Source organism: Streptomyces sp. NBC_00080, from assembly GCF_045041255.1.
Lineage (GTDB): Bacteria > Actinomycetota > Actinomycetes > Streptomycetales > Streptomycetaceae > Streptomyces > Streptomyces coriariae.
On record NZ_CP108235.1, the window covers coordinates 6,391,731 to 6,409,138 of the forward strand.

A 17,408-nucleotide genomic window follows, 5' to 3' on the forward strand; every position below is an offset into this window, starting at 1 on the left:
GTGACACTTGCTGCTACCGCAGCGGGCGATATGGGTCCCGTACTTGCCGGTGTGCTCCAGCTGCTCGCCCTGATAGGGGCACTGGCGCTCGCCTACATCCCGCTCGGCGACTACATGGCCAAGGTCTACTCCTCCGACAAGCACCTGCGCGTCGAGAAGTGGATCTACAAGGGCATCGGCGCCAACCCGAACACCCAGATGCGCTGGCCCGCGTACCTGCGCGGTGTCCTCGCCTTCTCCGCCGTCAGCGTCCTCTTCCTCTACCTGCTCCAGCGTCTCCAGGGCCACCTGCCCGGCTCGCTCGGCTTCGCCGCGATCGACCCGGACCAGGCGTTCAACACCGCCGCGTCCTTCGTGTCGAACACGAACTGGCAGTCGTACTACGGCGAGCAGGCCATGGGCCACGTCGTGCAGACCGCCGGTCTGGCGGTGCAGAACTTCGTCTCCGCGGCCGTGGGCATCGCGGTGGCTGTCGCCCTCGTGCGCGGTTTCGCGCGTTCCCGTACCGGTGAGCTCGGCAACTTCTGGTCCGACCTGGTGCGTGGTGTCGTCCGTATCCTGCTGCCGATTGCGGCCATCTCGGCGGTCGTCCTCGTCGCGTGCGGCGCCATCCAGAACTTCTCCGGCATCCACGAGGTCGGCCAGTTCATGGGCGGCTCGCAGCAGTGGAACGGCGGTGCGGTCGCCTCGCAGGAGGCCATCAAGGAGCTGGGCACCAACGGCGGTGGCTACTTCAACGCCAACTCCGCCCACCCCTTCGAGAACCCGACCCCGTTCACGAACATCTTCGAGATCTTCCTGATCCTGCTCATTCCCTTCGCCCTGACGCGCACCTTCGGCCGGATGGTCGGAAGCCTCAGGCAGGGTTACGCGATCCTCGCGACGATGGGCGCAATCTGGGTCGGCTTCATCGCCCTGATGTGGGCGACCGAATTCGCCCACCACGGCCCGGCGTTCGACATCGCCGGCGGCGCGATGGAGGGCAAGGAGACACGCTTCGGCATCGGCGCCTCCTCGATCTTCTCCATCTCCACGACGCTCACCTCGACCGGTGCGGTGGACTCCTTCCACTCCTCCAACACCGGTCTCGGCGGCGGCCTGAACCTGCTGGGCATGCAGCTCGGTGAGATCGCGCCCGGTGGTACCGGCTCCGGCCTCTACGGCATGCTGATCATGGCGGTCATCGCGGTGTTCATCGCGGGGCTCATGGTCGGCCGTACGCCCGAGTACCTGGGCAAGAAGATCGGGACCCGCGAGATCAAGTTCGCGGCCTGCTACATCCTCATCACCCCGGCGCTGGTGCTCGTCTTCACCGCCGCGGCGATGGCATTGCCCACCCCGGGCAACTCGATGACCAACAGCGGGGCGCACGGATTCTCCGAGATCCTGTACGCCTACACGTCCGGCGCCAACAACAACGGCTCGGCCTTCGCCGGTCTGAACGCCGACACGCAGTGGTTCAACACCACCATCGGGCTGGCCATGCTGCTCGGTCGGTTCCTGCCCATGGTGTTCGTCCTCGCCCTGGCCGGCTCGCTCGCCGAGCAGAAGCCGGTGCCCGCGACCGCAGGCACCCTGCGCACCGAAAAGCCGCTGTTCACCGGCCTGTTGGTGGGTGCCATCCTGATCATCACCGGTCTGACCTACTTCCCGGCACTGGCGCTGGGCCCGCTGGCCGAGGGGCTGGCGTCATGAGCACTCGTATAGAGAAGCAAGAGGACTCCATGTCCACAGCCACTCCGGCCCGCGCGCCGCACAGCGATGTGCCGACCGGTCACAAGGACGAAGGACGCGTCGGTGCGGGCCTGTTCGACCCGAAGCAGCTGCTGAAGTCGCTGCCGGACGCGTTCCGCAAACTCGACCCGCGGGTGATGGTCAAGTCACCCGTGATGTTCGTGGTGTGGATCGGCTCCCTGCTCACCACCGTCTTCTCCTTCAAGGACCCGGGCGACTGGTTCGGCTGGACCATCAGCGCCTGGCTGTGGCTGACCGTCGTCTTCGCCAACCTCGCGGAAGCGGTCGCCGAGGGCCGGGGCAAGGCGCAGGCCGACACCCTGCGCAAGGCCAAGACCGACACCGTCGCCCGGAGGCTGGTGGGGGACCACGAGGAACAGGTGCCCGGCACCGCACTGCGCATCGGCGACCTGGTCGTCTGCGAGGCCGGCGACATCATCCCCGGCGACGGTGACGTCGTCGAGGGCGTCGCGTCCGTCGACGAGTCGGCGATCACCGGCGAGTCCGCCCCGGTCATCCGTGAGTCGGGCGGTGACCGCAGTGCCGTCACCGGTGGCACGAAGGTCCTCTCCGACCGGATCGTCGTCAGGATCACGACGAAGCCGGGCGAGACGTTCATCGACCGGATGATCAGCCTGGTCGAGGGCGCGGCCCGGCAGAAGACGCCCAACGAGATCGCGCTGAACATCCTGCTCGCCTCGCTCACGATCGTCTTCCTGCTGGCGGTGGCGACGCTGCCGCCCTTCGCGGACTACGCGGGCACGCACCTGACGATGGTCGTGCTGGTGGCGCTGCTGGTGTGCCTCATCCCGACCACGATCGGCGCGCTCCTCTCCGCGATCGGCATCGCGGGTATGGACCGCCTGGTGCAGCGCAACGTCCTCGCCATGTCCGGCCGGGCCGTCGAGGCCGCAGGTGACGTCTCGACCCTGCTGCTCGACAAGACCGGCACCATCACCCTGGGCAACCGTCAGGCGTCGGAGTTCGTGCCGGTGAGCGGGACGACGGAGGCTCAGGTCGCCGACGCCGCCCAGCTCTCCTCGCTGGCCGACGAGACCCCCGAGGGCCGTTCCATCGTCGTCCTGGCGAAGGAGAGGTACGCACTGCGCGAGCGCCGGCAGGGAGAACTCAAGGGCGCCGGGTGGATCGCCTTCACCGCACAGACCCGGATGTCGGGCGTGGACGTCGACGGGCGGAGGATCCGCAAGGGCGCGGCCGGTTCGGTCGTCGCCTGGGTCAAGGAACAGGGCGGCACTGTCTCCAAGGACGCCGACACGCTCGCCAACCGCATCTCCGAGGCCGGTGGTACCCCGCTGCTCGTTGCGGTCGAGGACGACAGGGGTGCCCGCGTGCTGGGCGTGATCCACCTCAAGGACGTCGTCAAGGACGGCATGCGTGAGCGGTTCGACGAGCTGCGCCGGATGGGCATCAAGACCGTCATGATCACGGGCGACAACCCGCTCACGGCGAAGGCGATCGCCGAGGAGGCAGGTGTCGACGACTTCCTCGCGGAGGCCACTCCCGAGGACAAGATGGCGCTCATCAAGCGGGAGCAGGCGGGCGGCAAGCTCGTCGCGATGACCGGCGACGGCACCAACGACGCGCCCGCCCTGGCCCAGGCCGATGTCGGAGTGGCGATGAACACGGGTACGTCGGCCGCGAAGGAGGCCGGCAACATGGTCGACCTCGACTCCAACCCGACCAAGCTCATCGAGATCGTCGAGATCGGCAAGCAACTCCTCATCACCCGGGGCGCGTTGACGACGTTCTCCATCGCCAACGACGTCGCCAAGTACTTCGCGATCATCCCGGCGCTGTTCGCGGCCGTCTACCCCGGCCTGGACAAGCTCAACATCATGGGCCTGACCTCCCCGGACTCCGCGATCCTGTCCGCCGTCGTCTTCAACGCGCTGATCATCATCGCCCTGGTCCCGCTGTCCCTGCGGGGCGTGCGGTACCGGCCGGTCAGCGCGGACAGGATGCTCCGCCGCAACCTGACGATCTACGGCCTCGGCGGCCTGATCGCCCCGTTCATCGGCATCAAACTCATCGACCTGCTCATCTCCCTCATCCCCGGGCTGTAACTATTCGAAAGCGTGCTGATCCCATGAACAACTCGGTATCGAACACCGCCCGGTTGCTGTGGGCGGGGCTGCGCGCACTGCTCGTGCTGACGGTGGTGACGGGCGTGATCTACCCGCTGGCCGTCACCGGCATCGCCCAGGGACTCCTCCCCGGCAAGGCGAACGGCTCGGAGATCAAGGCAGACGGCAAGGTCGTCGGCTCGTCGCTGATCGGGCAGTCGTACAACCTGCCGCTGAAGGAAGGCCAGGAGACCCCGGAGCCCGACCTGAAGTGGTTCCAGGGCCGCCCGGCCAACGGCCTCGGCACCAACAGCGTCAACACCCAGTACAAGCTGATCCTCTCCGGCGCCACCAACCGGTCCGGTGACAACAAGGACCTCATCGACTGGGTGACCGCCGCCAAGGCCGCCGTCGTGAAGGACAACTCGGTCGACGGCTACACGGTGCAGCCCTCCGACGTGCCCGCCGACGCGGTGACGTCTTCAGGCTCAGGGCTTGACCCGAACATCTCGCCCGACTACGCGGACATCCAGGTCCACCGGGTCGCCGAGAAGAACGGCCTGTCCGTCGCCCAGGTGCAGAAGCTGGTCGACGAGCACACCGACGGCCGCACCCTCGGCTTCATCGGCGAGCCCCGGGTGAACGTCCTGGAGCTCAACATCGCACTCAAGGAACTCCTGGCGAAGAGCTGATGGGCTTACGTGCACCATGCGGGAGTCGGCGGAACGGGAGACACCCCGAACCGTCGACTCCCGCCGCCATAGGGCCGGTTCTGCATGATCCACACGATCCGGTCCTTCGTACAAGCAGGAAAGGCGTACCCCGATGACCCGGGTACTGGTGGTGGAGGACGACCCTCAGCTCGTCCGGGCCCTCGTGATCAACCTGAAAGCCCGCCTGTACAGGGTGGACCCTGCGCCCGACGGCACCACCGCGCTCCGGCTGGCCGCGGCCCGCCAGCCGGACGTGGTCCTGCTCGACCTGGGCCTGCCCGACATGGACGGCACCGACGTCATCAGGGCGCTGCGCGGCTGGACCCGCGTGCCGATCCTGGTGCTGTCCGCACGCCGCGCCTCCGACGAGAAGGTTGCCGCGCTCGACGCGGGCGCCGACGACTACATCACCAAGCCGTTCAGCATGGACGAGCTGCTGGCCCGGCTGAGGGCCGCCGTCCGCCGTACCGAGGAGGCACCGCTCGCCCCCGAGACCGTCCTGGTGACCACCGACGACTTCACCGTCGACCTGCGCGCCAAGAAGGCCACCCGCGCGGGCCACGACGTCCGTCTCACCCCGACCGAGTGGCACCTGCTGGAGATCCTGGTCACCAACCCCGACCGGCTCATCACGCAGAAGCAGCTGCTCCAGGAGGTCTGGGGAGTCTCGCAGAGCAGCAAGACCAACTACCTGCGCGTCTACATGGCGCAGCTGCGACGCAAGCTGGAAGCGGACCCCGCCCACCCCCGCTACCTCATCACCGAGCCCGGGATGGGCTATCGCTTCGAGAGCTGAACGTCCTCCCGCTCCGCACCGCCCCGCACCCACACCGCGGCCCCGACCGCAGAGACGAAGAGACGAGACCATGGCACGCGGCAAGCTTCGCATCTACCTCGGCGCGGCACCGGGCGTCGGCAAGACCTACGCCATGCTCTCCGAGGCGCACCGCCGCGTCGAACGCGGCACCGACTGCGTGGTCGCCTTCGTCGAGCACCACCACCGACCGCGCACCGAGGTGATGCTGCACGGTCTGGAGCAGATGCCGCGCAGGGAGTTGGAGTACCGCGGCGGCACGTTCACCGAGATGGACGTGGATGCCGTCCTCGCCCGGCACCCGCAGGTGGCCCTGGTCGACGAGCTCGCGCACACCAACATCCCAGGCTCCCGCAACACCAAGCGGTGGCAGGACGTGGAGGAACTGCTCGCCGCCGGGATCGACGTGGTCTCGACGGTCAACATCCAACACCTGGAGTCGCTGGGCGACATCGTCGAGTCCATCACGGGCGTACGCCAGCAGGAGACGGTGCCGGACGAGGTGGTGCGGCGGGCGGACCAGATCGAGCTGGTCGACATGTCGCCGCAGGCGTTGCGGCGCAGGATGGCGCACGGCAATGTCTACAAGCCGGACAAGGTGGATGCGGCCTTGTCGAACTACTTCCGGCCCGGCAATCTCACCGCTCTGCGCGAGCTGGCGCTGCTGTGGGTGGCCGACCGGGTCGACGCCTATCTCATGGAGTACCGCAGCGAGCACCAGGTGTCGGCGATCTGGGGTTCACGTGAGCGGATCGTGGTCGGGCTGACCGGCGGCCCCGAGGGGCGGACGCTGATCCGGAGGGCCGCCCGGCTGGCGGAGAAGGGGGCGGGCGGCGAGGTACTGGCCGTCTACATCTCCCGCAGCGACGGCCTGACCTCCGCCTCGCCCAAGGAACTGGCCGTCCAGCGGACCCTGGTCGAGGACTTGGGCGGCACCTTCCACCACGTCATCGGCGAAGACGTATCGGTTGCGATCCTGGACTTCGCCCGCGGGGTGAACGCCACCCAGATCGTCCTCGGAGTCTCCCGTCGCAAGGGATGGCAGTACGTCTTCGGGCCGGGCGTCGGTGCCACGGTCGCCCGCGAGTCGGGCCCCGACCTGGACGTCCACCTGATCACCCACGACGAGGCCGGCAAGGGGCGCGGACTGCCGGTGGCCCGCGGGGCGCGGCTCGGGCGGTCCCGCGTCGTCTGGGGCTGGCTGATCGGTGTGGCCGGCCCCGCCCTCCTGACGCTGCTGCTCACCAGCGTCACGCCCGAGGTCGGCCTGGCCAACGACATGCTGCTCTTCCTCACGCTGACGGTGGCCGCGGCCCTGCTGGGGGGTCTGTACCCGGCGCTGGCCTCGGCGGTGGTGGGTTCCCTGCTGTTGAACTGGTACTTCACCCCGCCCATACACACCCTGACGATCGCCGATCCCAAGAACATCGTGGCGATCGCGATCTTCGTCGGTGTCGCCGTGTCGGTGGCGTCCGTGGTGGACCTGGCCGCCCGGCGCACACATCAGGCGGCCCGGCTGCGCGCCGAGTCGGAGATCCTCTCCTTCCTCGCCGGCAGCGTGCTGCGCGGCGAGACCAGCCTGGAGGCACTCCTCGAACGTGTCCGGGAGACCTTCGGCATGGAATCGGTCGCTCTGCTGGAGCGGGAAAGCGACGTGGAACCCTGGACCTGCGCCGGGCGGGCGGGGACAGGACGGCCCGTGGAGCGGCCGGAGGACGCGGACGTCGACATGCCTGTGGGCGACCACCAGGCGCTCGCGCTGACGGGACGGGTGCTGCCGGCCGCCGACCGCCGGGTGCTGGCAGCCTTCGCCGCCCAGGCCGTCGTCGTACTGGACCGGCAGCGGCTCCAGTCCCAGGCCGCCCAGTCCCGCGCGCTGGCCGAGGGCAACCGCATCCGTACGGCTCTGCTGGCCGCCGTCAGTCACGACCTCCGGACACCCCTGGCCGGCATCAAGGCGGCGGTCTCCTCGCTGCGCTCCGACGACGTGGAATGGTCGAAGGAGGACCAGACGGAGCTGCTCGAAGGCATCGAGGAGGGCGCCGACCGCCTCGACCACCTGGTGGGAAATCTGCTGGACATGTCCCGCCTCCAGACCGGCACCGTCACCCCGATCATCCGGGAGATGGACCTGGACGAAGTGGTGCCGATGGCACTCGGCGGGGTGCCGGAGGACAGCGTGGAGCTGGACATCCCCGAGACGCTGCCGATGGTCGCCGTCGACGCTGGGCTCCTGGAGCGGTCCGTGGCCAACCTGGTGGAGAACGCCGTGAAGTACGGCCCGCCGGGCGAGCACGTCCTGGTGTCCGCCAGTTCCCTCGCCGACCGGGTCGAGGTGCGCGTCGTCGACCGGGGACCCGGCGTTCCGGACGAGGCCAAGGGGCTCATCTTCGAACCGTTCCAGCGTTACGGGGACGCGCCTCGCGGTGCCGGGGTCGGACTGGGTCTGGCGGTGGCGCGAGGCTTCGCCGAGGCCATGGGCGGCACCCTCGACGCCGAGGACACCCCGGGCGGCGGGCTCACCATGGTGCTCAGCCTGCCGGTCGCGCCCGGCGTCCAGCCGAGTCGGTAGCGATCCGACATCGAGGTGCCCCCTACAGGCCGATGTCCCGGCGGCTCATGTCGTCCAGTGATTCGCGGCGGACGAGCGTGCGGGCGAGCCCGTCCGTGACCGCGACCACGGGCGGACGGCCGACCAGGTTGTAACCGGAGGCCATGGACAGGTGGTAGGCGCCGGCCGCCGGGACGGCGAGGAGATCGCCAGGGCGTATGTCTCCCGGGAGCGCGACGTCTTCCGCGAGGACGTCGCCCGCCTCGCAGTGCCGGCCCACGACGGTGACGAGCCGGGGCGGTGCCGTCGACGGGCGGCCGATGAGCCGCGGCGCGTACCGGACCCCGTACAGCGCGGGCCTGGGGTTGTCGCTCATGCCGCCGTCGACGGCGACGAAGACGTGCTGCCCGGTGCGCTTGACGGAGAGGACCCGGTAGACGGCGATGCCCGCGGGGCCGATGATCGCCCGGCCCGGCTCCAGGGTGAGCCGGGGCACGGTCAGGCCGGCGCGGGCGCAGCCCTCCTCCAGTTCGGCGCGGACCCGGCCGGCCAGGACGCCCACGTCCAGGCTCTCCTCGCCGGGCCGGTAGGCGATGGCGTGCCCGCCACCGATGTTCAGCTGCGGGAGGCTGACGCCGTGGTGGTCCCGGATGCGGGCCATGAGGCCGACCATCCGCCGTACCGCCGCGACGTACGGCTTGACGGAGTCGATCTGCGAGCCGATGTGGCAGTGCAGGCCGACGAGTTCCAGATGCGGCTGGTCGAGTATCCGGGTGACCGCGTGCTGTGCGGAGCCGTCCGTGATGGACAGACCGAACTTCTGGTCGTCGGTGCCCGTGCGGACCTTGGCGTGCCCGCCCGCCGCGACGCCGGGCACCACCCGCACCATGACCTTCTGGCGGGTGCCGGCCGGGGTGAACGCGGCCAGCCGGGCGATCTCCGAGGCGCTGTCGACGACGATGCGTCCGACGCCGAGGCGCAGGGCGGTCCGCAGATCCTCCGGGCTCTTGGCGTTGCCGTGCATCACGATCTTCTCCGGCGGGAAGCCGGTGGTGACGGCGAGCGCCAGCTCCCCGGCGGAGCACACGTCCAGGCCCAGACCCTCCTCCTGCACCCAGTGCACGATCGCGCGGCACAGGAACGCCTTGGCCGCGTAGACGATGTCGGCGTCGGGGAAGGCGGTGCGGTACGCACGGCAGCGCGCGCGGACCTCCTCCTCGTCGAGCACGTACAGCGGAGTGCCGAAGCGGTCGGCGGCCTCGGCGAGCGAGACCCCGCCGACGGAGACGTCCCCGTCGGGCTCGGGGCGCGCCGAGCGGGGCCAGACGGACAGGCCGTCGGTGCCGCCGAGGAGCCGCGACAGGGCCTGGGGATCCGCGGGCAGAGAGGACGGGAAGGGGGTCGGGAGCGACGACGGTACGGAGATGGACATGGCGCCTCCTCAGCCGATCAGCAGGTTCAGGCATGCGACGAGGGCGGCGGCTCCGGTCACCCGCAGGACGCCGACCTGCTGAGGGGTCCAGTCCTGCCAGGACCGCCCGCGCTCGAGGTCTTCGTGGTCCTCGGAGGAGGACGGTCCGACGACGGCGGATACGGCTGCGGGAGCGGAGAGCAACGGGTCGACGGTGAGCGTGGTGACGCCCAGGGGCGCGGCGAGCGCGCGCAGTGCGGGTTCGGAGAGCCTGATGCAGCTCTGGTCCGTGCCGAGGGTGGCGGTGAGCTTGTCCGCCGAGGTGAAGCCGACGGCCGTACGGTCACCCAGCGGCGTGCGGAAGTAGCGGGCCGTGCAGCCCATGGGCCCCGACCGGACGGGGACGAAGAGAAGTCCGGCCGGGACGCGTTCGGAGGGCTCGGGGTCCTCGCAGAGGTCCATTGCAGACATGTGTGCTGCTCCTAGGGTCGGTGCAGGAGGGGGTGGTGCGAGCTGCTCGGCCGGTTCGGCCGGGCACCTCGGTGACGCTATGCCCGCCGGTCCGGAACCCGTCCCCGTCGCTGACGGATGCTTGACGGGGAGCCCGGCAGTCCTAACAGGACCATGACGGCGGACCGGTCAGGACGTGCCGTCGGTCAGCTCCAGGGCATCAAGGGGCAGCCGGAAGCCGACGCGGCGGTGCAGGGACGTCAGGTCGCCCGCCAGGGGTGAGGGCGGTACGGCCAGCACCGCACAGGCGGCGCGGGCGAGGCAGTACCGGGCCACCGACGGACACAGGGCACGGCGCACCCTGCCGCGACAGCCCGCGCCGACCACCAGGAGGTCGTCGGCCCGATCGGCGATCTCGAGCAGGGCCCGCCCTGGAGTGCTGCGAACCGCCCGGATGCTGACCGGGGGGGCCTCGGTGACGACGGTGGTCACGGGCGTTGGCGATCCCGCTGACCAGAGGTGGGACCGTCTCCGCGTGGAAAGGGACTCCGCTGTGCGTAAGTTCCATCCTCTTGGCTGGACTGGGCGGACGCGGCTGCTGCTGTGGCGAGTGACCGTCTCGAAGGCCCTCAGGGGCCATTGAGGGGCCACAAGGACAGGAACAGGCCGACAAGCACTGCACAGGGCTGACACGGATCAGCACGTCTGACCTGCAAGAACGGCGTGAATCGGTAATGATCGGCAAGGGCCGCCAAGATCCCCAAGGGACTCATAATCCGTCGGCCGTGGGTTCGAGTCCCACCCGCCCCACCTGTGCAGGTCTCTGACCTGCGGAAACGTTCATTTTTGGGTGTCGGGGCGTCAACTTCGCCTGAACGGACTGGATCCGCTGCTCGTGGGTTTGGGGTCCGGCGGCGGCCGGGCGAGGCCGAGTCCCTCTGACCTGCGGCGGAGTGGGTGTTCGAAGTTGTCGCTCGTGGTCCGGGTGGCTGCTCTGAGGGCCGATGCCAAGACCCAGGGGCCGTGCAGGGGCCGGGGCGGCGCGGTCGTGTTCAGGCGACGGTGTCTACGGGGTGAATCGGTGTCCCATTTGCCGGTTGCGCGGCATGGGCTGCCATCGCGATGTGGAGACACTGTCGCCCTCGCGTCGCTCGATCTGTGATGACGTCCAGAGGTGGGGAAACTGCCCCAAGAGGAAACCGCCCGGATGGGTTACTCGCCCCTCTTACGCAGAGCCCTGCGGTTCGACTGGTCAGGCCGGTGGGTGGGACGGTCACCAACAGGCCCTGTCCGCTGTGGATTGTTGCGAACGGGTGTGCGCCGGCTGCGCGGTAGCGCCTGCGCCTTCGAGCGCCCCGGGCCAGAGCATGGCCTCCTTCAGTGTGGGTGGTAGACCGTGCTGGCACGATCGGCGCCGGCGTCGGCGAGCACGTCCAAGGGGGGAGCACGTGGGTTCCCGCGATCCTGGAGGTTCCGGCGGGTGAACCCGTATACGGACGGCTCCTGGCTGTCCGTCCAGGCGGGGGTTCGGGTGGTTTGGCGATGGGTCTTGACCTTCGAGTTGTGTCGAGGCTTTACCGTCGGTGGTGCGACGACCTACCGCATATCGCAGCTGGCCGAGCGCCTCGGCATCCGGCCGCAACGCTGCGCTTCTACGAGACCACTGGACTACTGCTGCCGAGCGGACGGCGTCCGGAGATCGCGGGAACGGAGATCGCGGAGGTTTCTGCCCAGGGCGGGTTCGCGCCGGGGACTGAGCAGGTCAGGGCAGCGACGCGGGCGGCGAAGGAACAGGCGTCGGTGAAGTCTTCGAGGTTCAGCCGGTCGAGTCGGCCGCCGAGGTGTCCCAGGGCGGCGAGGCGGTGGAGCAGACCCGCGGTGAAGGAGTCCCCGGCGCCGACGGTGTCGACGACGTCCACGGCCGGGGCCGGGACGGTGACGCGGAGGCCGTCGAGGGAGGCGAGGGCGCCCCGTCCGCCCAAGGTGATGATGACGAGGCGCGCGCCGGCGGCGTGCCAGGTGTCGCACGCCTCTTCGGGGCTGGCGCCGGGCAGGAGCAGCGCGAGGTCGTCCTCGCTGAGGCGGAGGATGTCGGCGAGGGTGCACCAGTGGGGGAGCCGTTCGCGGTAGGCGGTGGGCGGTACGAGCAGGGGGCGGACGTTGGGGTCGATGGACACGGTGAGGTGCTCGCGGGCCTTGGCGAGGTGGTCCTCGATGCGGGTGCCGCCGGGTTGGCGTATGAGTGCCAGGGAGCCGGTGTGCAGGCAGGCCGCGCTCTCCCACCCGGTGGCGGCGAGTTCTTCGTCGGTCCACTGCCAGTCGGCCGCGCTGTCGGCGTAGAAGGTGTAGGTGGCCTGGCCGGTCTCGTCGAGGTCGGCGACGGCGAGGGCGCTGGGCTCGGGGGCGGTCAGGCTGCCGGTCAGGTCGACGCCGGAGGCGCTGAGGCGGGCACGGAAGAGGGTGCCGAAGACATCCGTGGAGAAGCGCCCGAGGAAGCGGGTGGGGGTGCCGAGCCGGGCGAGGGCGACGGCGGTGTTGGCGGGGCCGCCACCGGGCAGGGCGCGCAGCGCGAGTTCATCGGAGCTGGACCGGGCGGGGTCGGTGAAGGCGTCGGCGACGCACTCGCCGAGGACGGTGACGCTGACGGGGACCTGGGGTCGGGCCATGGTGACTGTCTGCCTCTCTCAGGAAGAGTGCGGGCGCGAAGGGCACCGGGATCGGTGGCCTGATGCAGCCCTTGTACAGGTATTGACATGCCGCTCAAGACGGACGTAACTTCCCTGCCACAAGGAAGTAACGCGCGTTATTAAAGCGCGAAACCGGAGGCGGTGTCTCGCCTCCGGTCAGCCGAAAGGGACCTGAAGTGCCCACGAACAAGACGCATCGCGTGACCATGAGCGATGTGGCCCGCCATGCGGGTGTCTCGCGGACCACGGTCTCCTTCGTCCTGAACGACAAGCCCGGCGCCGCCATCCCCGAGGAGACCCGTCGGCGGATCCTGGCGGCGATCGCCGAGCTCGGCTACCGGCCCAACGCTGGGGCGCGGGCGCTGGCCGCGAACCGCAGCGGGTGGTTCGGGCTGATCACCGAGATCGTGACTGGCCCGTTCGCGGGGGAGATGATCACGGGCGCGCAGAGCCGCGCCTGGGGTGACCGGAGGTTCCTGCTGATCGCTGCGAGCGAGGGCGACCCCGCCCAGGAGGCCGCCGCGCTCGACCAGATGCTGGAGCACCGGGTGGAAGGGCTGCTGTACGCCACCACCTGGCACCGCGCCGTCACGCTCCCCAAGGCCGTCCGGGAGGTGCCGACGGTGCTCGTCAACTGCTACGACGCGGCCGGTGAGCTGCCGTGCATCCTGCCCGACGAGGTGTCGGGCGGATACAAGGCGACCCGCCGGCTCCTGGACGCCGGTCACACCCGCATCGGGTTCATCAACCTCGACCCGGCGATCCCGGCCGCCATCGGCAGGCGTGAAGGGTACGAACGTGCCCTGCGCGAGGCCGGGATCACCCTCGACCCCGCCCTCGTCGTCCCCGGCTGGGCAACCGCCGACAGCGCCTACACCGCCGCCGGCGAACTGCTGGACCGCCCGGCCGGCGCCCGGCCGACCGCACTGTTCTGCGGAAACGACCGGATGGCGATGGGCGCGTACGACGCGATCAAGGAACGTGGGCTGCGCATCCCGCACGACGTGGCCGTGGTGGGGTTCGACAACCAGGAACTCATCGCCGCCTATCTGCGGCCGAAGCTGACGACGCTCGCCCTGCCCTTCGAGGCCATGGGCACCAAGGGCATCGACATGCTCGCCGCCCTCGCAGCAGGGCAGCCGATCGACACCCACCGGGTGACGATCGACTGCCCGCTGCTCGAACGCTCGTCGGTCTGACCACTAATCAGCCCGCCGAGGAATCCCATCCCGTCTTCGCCCTGTGTGTTGAAGAGAGGAAAAGAGTCTCCATTATGGCACCCTCCCGCATACCTTCACGGCGGCCACGAGCCGTCCTGAGAGCGGTCACCGCGACCGCCGCCGCGGCCCTGGTCCTGTCCGCCTGTACGGGTGGCTCGGGCGCCGCCGGCGCCGGTGACACTTCTGGCAACCAGCTGCTCACCATCCCGCGCGAGGATCTGGCGACGTTCACGCGCAACTTCAACCCACTCTCCCCGCAGGCCGCCCCCATGACCCTCCAGTCGGTCTACGAGCCGCTGGCGGTGCACAGCATGGCCGACGCCAAGGACACGCCGTGGCTGGCCACCAAGTGGGAGCAGGCCAAGGACGGCAAGTCCCTCACCTTCACGCTGCGCGACGGCGTCAAGTGGTCGGACGGCAAGCCGCTCACCGCCGACGACGTCGTCTACACCTTCGAGCTCCAGAAGAAGGTGCTCGGCGGCTTCGACTACCTCGACAAGGTCACCGCGGTCGACGCCCACACGGTGAAGTTCTCCTTCGACAAGGCGTTCTCGACCGCCTTCTACGAGATCAGCGGCCACTACATCCTGCCGAAGCACATCTGGTCGAAGGTGAAGGACCCGGCGAAGTTCACCAACCCGGACCCGGTCGGCACCGGCCCGTACACCAAGATCGAGAAGTTCCAGAGCCAGTCGTACGAGCTGCGCAAGAACCCCGACTACTGGCAGCCCGCGAAGCAGCAGATCGCCGGCATCCAGATGCTCGCCTTCTCCGGCAACGACAGCGCCAACATCGCCTTCACCAACGGCGAGGTGGACTGGACGCAGTCGTTCATCCCGGACATCGAGAAGTCCTTCGTCGCCAAGGACAAGAAGCACAACCACTACTGGTTCCCGGCCACCGGCGCCATGATCAACTGGCAGCTGAACACCACCAAGGCGCCGTTCAACGATCCGGCCGTGCGCAAGGCGCTCAGCATGGCCGTCGACCGTGACCAGATCACCAAGGTCGCGATGAACGGCTACGCCGAACCCACCGACTGCACGGGCCTGGCCCGCACGTACGACAAGTGGCGTGACACATCGCTGGCCGCCTCCTGCACCTGGACGAAGTACGACAGCACCGAGGCGGCCAAGGCCCTCGACGCGGCCGGCTATAAGGAGAGCGGCGGCAAGCGGAAGCTGAAGAACGGCAAGAACTTCACCCTCGACATCTCCGTCGGCTCCGCCTCCTCCGACTGGATCTCGGTCGCCAACATCATCAAGCAGGACCTGGCGAAGGTCGGCATCACCGCCACCGTGAAGACGCCTGACTGGTCGGCGGTCTCGTCCTCGTACAACACCGGCACCTTCGACACCGGCATCGTGTGGAGCAACAACGGCGCCACCCCCTACGAGTACTTCCGCGGCGTGATGTCGACCAAGATGGTGCAGCCGGTCGGTAAGCAGGCCACGGAGAACTACCACCGCTTCGGCGACAAGAAGGCCGACAAGCTCATCGACGCCTTCGCCGCCGCCACGGACGAGAAGACGCAAGCCGAGCAGATGAACGGCCTGCAGGAGCTGTACAACAAGGACGCGCCCGTCGTCCCGCTGTTCACCGGCCCCGAGTGGGGCGCGTACACGGACGCCCGCTTCACCGGCTGGCCCACCGAGAAGAACCCGTACGCCACCCTCGGCAACCGCAACGGCAGCACGATCCTCGTGCTCACCTCGCTGAAGCCCGTCAAGGGCTGACGCCGCCCGCGGACCGGCGGCCGCCCTCCTCCCCGGACGGCCGCCCCCGCGCACCGAGCCACACGTTCACCCCCCACCGACAGGGAGCACGACCCGTGCGTCTGATCCTGCGCAACCTGGGGTTCTATCTGCTCGCCTTCTGGGCCTCCATCACCCTGAACTTCGTTCTCCCGCGCTTCATGCCGGGCGACCCGGTCTCCCGGATGTTCGCGCAGGCCCAGGGCACCATGCAGCCCGACCAGATAGCCCAGCTGCGGAAACTCTTCGGCCTCGACAACCGCCCCCTCTGGGAGCAGTACGTCTCCTACGTCAAGAGCGTCTTCACCGGCGACCTCGGCATCTCCATCTCCCGCTTCCCGACCCCGGTCTCCGACGTGATCGGCTCGCAGATCGGCTGGACCCTGCTCCTCGGTGGCGTCGCGCTCGTCATCGCCGCCGTGCTCGGCAACCTGCTCGGCATCGTCGCCGCCTGGCGGCGCGGCGGCGTCCTCGACTCCGCCTTCCCGCCTCTGCTGATCTTCGTCGGCTCGTTCCCGTACTTCTGGCTGGCGATGGGCGCGCTGTACCTGTTCGGGGTGAGCCTGGGCTGGTTCCCCATGCGGCACGCCTACGACGTCGGACTGACCCCCGGCTTCAACGCCGAGTTCGTCTCCAACGTCGCCACCCACCTGGTGCTGCCCGCGCTGACCATCGTGCTGGTCTCCATCGGCGGCTGGATGCTCGGCATGCGCAACACCATGATCGCCACAACGGCCGAGGACTACATCACCATGGCCGAGGCCAAGGGGCTCAGCCCCTCACGGATCATGTTCCGCTACGCCGCTCGCAACGCGATGCTGCCCTCCGTCACCAACTTCGGCATGGCCCTCGGCTTCGTCGTCGGCGGCGCCCTGCTCACCGAGGTCGTCTTCGCCTACCCCGGCATCGGCTACCAGCTGCTGATGGCCGTCCAGGGCCTGGACTACCCACTGATGCAGGGCATCTTCCTGACGATCACGGCGGCGGTACTGATCGCGAACTTCCTCGTCGACCTCGTCTACGTCCGCCTCGACCCGCGCGTCCGCGTCCGCTGAGGAGGTGCCGACATGACCGCCATCGAAATCGCCACGGCCACCACGCCGACGGCCCCCGCGCGTGCTTCCCGTCGGCGCGGACTGCTGCGCCAGCTCATCGACAGCAAGAAGGCACTGACCGGGCTGATCCTGCTCGCTCTCTTCGCCCTGCTCGCCCTGCTCGCACCCGTCCTGGCACCCAGCGACCCGTCGCTCATCAACTCCACGGGCAGCCAGGCCCCCTCGGCCGCGCACTGGTTCGGTACGACCGCCAAGGGACAGGACGTGCTCGCCCTCACCCTCTGGGGTGCGCGCAGTTCCCTCTTCGTCGGGTTCACCGTGGGGCTCGTGGCGACCGCGGTCGCCATCGTCGTCGGCCTCGCATCCGCGTACTTCGACCGCGTCGTCGACGACGCGCTGACTCTGGTCACCAACATCTTCCTGCTGCTGCCCGGCCTCCCGCTGCTCATCATCCTGGCCGCGTTCCTGCCGCCCGGGACCTCCACCGTGATCCTGGTCCTCGTCGTCACCGGCTGGGCGGGCTCGGCCCGGGTCCTGCGCGCGCAGGCCAAGTCGATCCGCGGCAAGGACTTCGTGGCCGCCGCCGTCGTCACCGGAGAACGCCCCTTGCGGATCATGTTCCGCGAGATCCTGCCCAACATGGCGTCCGTGGTGATGACCACGCTGCTCGGCTGCGTGATCTTCGGCATCGGCGCCCAGGCCGGCCTGGAGTTCCTCGGCCTCGGCGACAGCAGCGTCGTCAGCTGGGGCACCAACCTGTACTGGGCCGGCAACGACGGCGCGCTGATGACCGGCGCATGGTGGGTTTTCGTCCCCTCCGGGCTGTGCATCGCCCTCGTCGCCTTCGCCATCGCGCTGGTCAACTACGCGGTCGACGAGATCACCAACCCCAGGCTGCGCAACCGCCGTGCCCGCCGTGAGAGGAGGGGCTGAGC

13 protein-coding genes are annotated in these 17,408 nt (G+C 69.2%); 9 read left to right on the plus strand and 4 right to left on the minus strand.

Features of this window, described 5'->3' with window-relative positions:
- The first annotated feature begins 30 nt into the window (after nucleotides 1-30).
- The 5 genes from kdpA (at nucleotide 31) to OHU34_RS28550 (ending at nucleotide 7,917) form a co-directional block, all read left to right on the plus strand.
- On the plus strand, nucleotides 31-1,695 hold the full coding sequence (gene kdpA, locus OHU34_RS28530; RefSeq protein ID WP_230195807.1) for a potassium-transporting ATPase subunit KdpA: 1,665 nt from the start codon (nucleotides 31-33) through the stop codon (nucleotides 1,693-1,695).
- 29 nt (nucleotides 1,696-1,724) lie between these two features.
- Nucleotides 1,725-3,818: a potassium-transporting ATPase subunit KdpB gene (gene kdpB, locus OHU34_RS28535; RefSeq protein WP_405772404.1), complete on the plus strand. Its 2,094-nt coding sequence runs from the start codon at nucleotides 1,725-1,727 to the stop codon at nucleotides 3,816-3,818.
- A gap of 23 nt (nucleotides 3,819-3,841) precedes the next feature.
- Nucleotides 3,842-4,510 (plus strand): potassium-transporting ATPase subunit C, encoded by a 669-nt coding sequence (locus OHU34_RS28540; RefSeq protein ID WP_327182911.1) that lies wholly within the window; start codon nucleotides 3,842-3,844, stop codon nucleotides 4,508-4,510.
- Nucleotides 4,511-4,643: 133 nt separating this feature from the next.
- A complete protein-coding gene (locus OHU34_RS28545) occupies nucleotides 4,644-5,327 on the plus strand; it encodes a response regulator (RefSeq protein WP_327182910.1) in 684 nt (227 codons plus the stop codon).
- A 70-nt stretch (nucleotides 5,328-5,397) separates the two neighbouring features.
- Nucleotides 5,398-7,917: a sensor histidine kinase KdpD gene (locus OHU34_RS28550; protein WP_327182909.1), complete on the plus strand. Its 2,520-nt coding sequence runs from the start codon at nucleotides 5,398-5,400 to the stop codon at nucleotides 7,915-7,917.
- A gap of 22 nt (nucleotides 7,918-7,939) precedes the next feature.
- Here OHU34_RS28550 and lysA read toward each other — a convergent pair whose 3' ends face one another.
- The 4 genes from lysA to OHU34_RS28570 form a co-directional block, all read right to left on the minus strand.
- Nucleotides 7,940-9,328, minus strand: coding sequence for a diaminopimelate decarboxylase (gene lysA / locus OHU34_RS28555; protein ID WP_327182908.1), 1,389 nt, complete (start codon nucleotides 9,326-9,328; stop codon nucleotides 7,940-7,942).
- Nucleotides 9,329-9,337: 9 nt separating this feature from the next.
- A complete protein-coding gene (locus tag OHU34_RS28560) occupies nucleotides 9,338-9,778 on the minus strand; it encodes an SAV_915 family protein (protein ID WP_327182907.1) in 441 nt (146 codons plus the stop codon).
- Nucleotides 9,779-9,946: 168 nt separating this feature from the next.
- Entirely contained in the window at nucleotides 9,947-10,249 is a 303-nt protein-coding gene (locus tag OHU34_RS28565; RefSeq protein WP_405768936.1) for a universal stress protein, read from the minus strand.
- Between the two features lie 1,160 nt (nucleotides 10,250-11,409).
- Complete coding sequence (locus tag OHU34_RS28570; protein ID WP_142264161.1) at nucleotides 11,410-12,423, minus strand: carbohydrate kinase; 1,014 nt, start codon at nucleotides 12,421-12,423, stop codon at nucleotides 11,410-11,412.
- A gap of 197 nt (nucleotides 12,424-12,620) precedes the next feature.
- Between OHU34_RS28570 and OHU34_RS28575 the strand changes: the two genes are divergently transcribed.
- From OHU34_RS28575 to OHU34_RS28590, 4 genes are all read left to right on the plus strand, one after another.
- Nucleotides 12,621-13,643 (plus strand): LacI family DNA-binding transcriptional regulator, encoded by a 1,023-nt coding sequence (locus OHU34_RS28575; protein ID WP_142264160.1) that lies wholly within the window; start codon nucleotides 12,621-12,623, stop codon nucleotides 13,641-13,643.
- A gap of 74 nt (nucleotides 13,644-13,717) precedes the next feature.
- On the plus strand, nucleotides 13,718-15,400 hold the full coding sequence (locus OHU34_RS28580; RefSeq protein ID WP_142264159.1) for an ABC transporter substrate-binding protein: 1,683 nt from the start codon (nucleotides 13,718-13,720) through the stop codon (nucleotides 15,398-15,400).
- A 95-nt stretch (nucleotides 15,401-15,495) separates the two neighbouring features.
- Entirely contained in the window at nucleotides 15,496-16,473 is a 978-nt protein-coding gene (locus OHU34_RS28585; RefSeq protein ID WP_142264158.1) for an ABC transporter permease, read from the plus strand.
- A gap of 12 nt (nucleotides 16,474-16,485) precedes the next feature.
- Nucleotides 16,486-17,406: an ABC transporter permease gene (locus OHU34_RS28590; RefSeq protein WP_142264157.1), complete on the plus strand. Its 921-nt coding sequence runs from the start codon at nucleotides 16,486-16,488 to the stop codon at nucleotides 17,404-17,406.
- Nucleotides 17,407-17,408: the final 2 nt, after the last annotated feature.

What these genes read in the sequence shown, in the direction of transcription:
- kdpA (WP_230195807.1), top strand. Translation starts at nt 31, where the DNA reads ATGGGTCCCGTACTTGCCGGTGTGCTCCAGCTGCTCGCCCTGATAGGG.
- kdpB (WP_405772404.1), top strand. Translation starts at nt 1,725, where the DNA reads ATGTCCACAGCCACTCCGGCCCGCGCGCCGCACAGCGATGTGCCGACC.
- OHU34_RS28540 (WP_327182911.1), top strand. Translation starts at nt 3,842, where the DNA reads ATGAACAACTCGGTATCGAACACCGCCCGGTTGCTGTGGGCGGGGCTG.
- OHU34_RS28545 (WP_327182910.1), top strand. Translation starts at nt 4,644, where the DNA reads ATGACCCGGGTACTGGTGGTGGAGGACGACCCTCAGCTCGTCCGGGCC.
- OHU34_RS28550 (WP_327182909.1), top strand. Translation starts at nt 5,398, where the DNA reads ATGGCACGCGGCAAGCTTCGCATCTACCTCGGCGCGGCACCGGGCGTC.
- lysA (WP_327182908.1), bottom strand. Translation starts at nt 9,328, where the DNA reads ATGTCCATCTCCGTACCGTCGTCGCTCCCGACCCCCTTCCCGTCCTCT.
- OHU34_RS28560 (WP_327182907.1), bottom strand. Translation starts at nt 9,778, where the DNA reads ATGTCTGCAATGGACCTCTGCGAGGACCCCGAGCCCTCCGAACGCGTC.
- OHU34_RS28570 (WP_142264161.1), bottom strand. Translation starts at nt 12,423, where the DNA reads ATGGCCCGACCCCAGGTCCCCGTCAGCGTCACCGTCCTCGGCGAGTGC.
- OHU34_RS28580 (WP_142264159.1), top strand. Translation starts at nt 13,718, where the DNA reads ATGGCACCCTCCCGCATACCTTCACGGCGGCCACGAGCCGTCCTGAGA.
- OHU34_RS28590 (WP_142264157.1), top strand. Translation starts at nt 16,486, where the DNA reads ATGACCGCCATCGAAATCGCCACGGCCACCACGCCGACGGCCCCCGCG.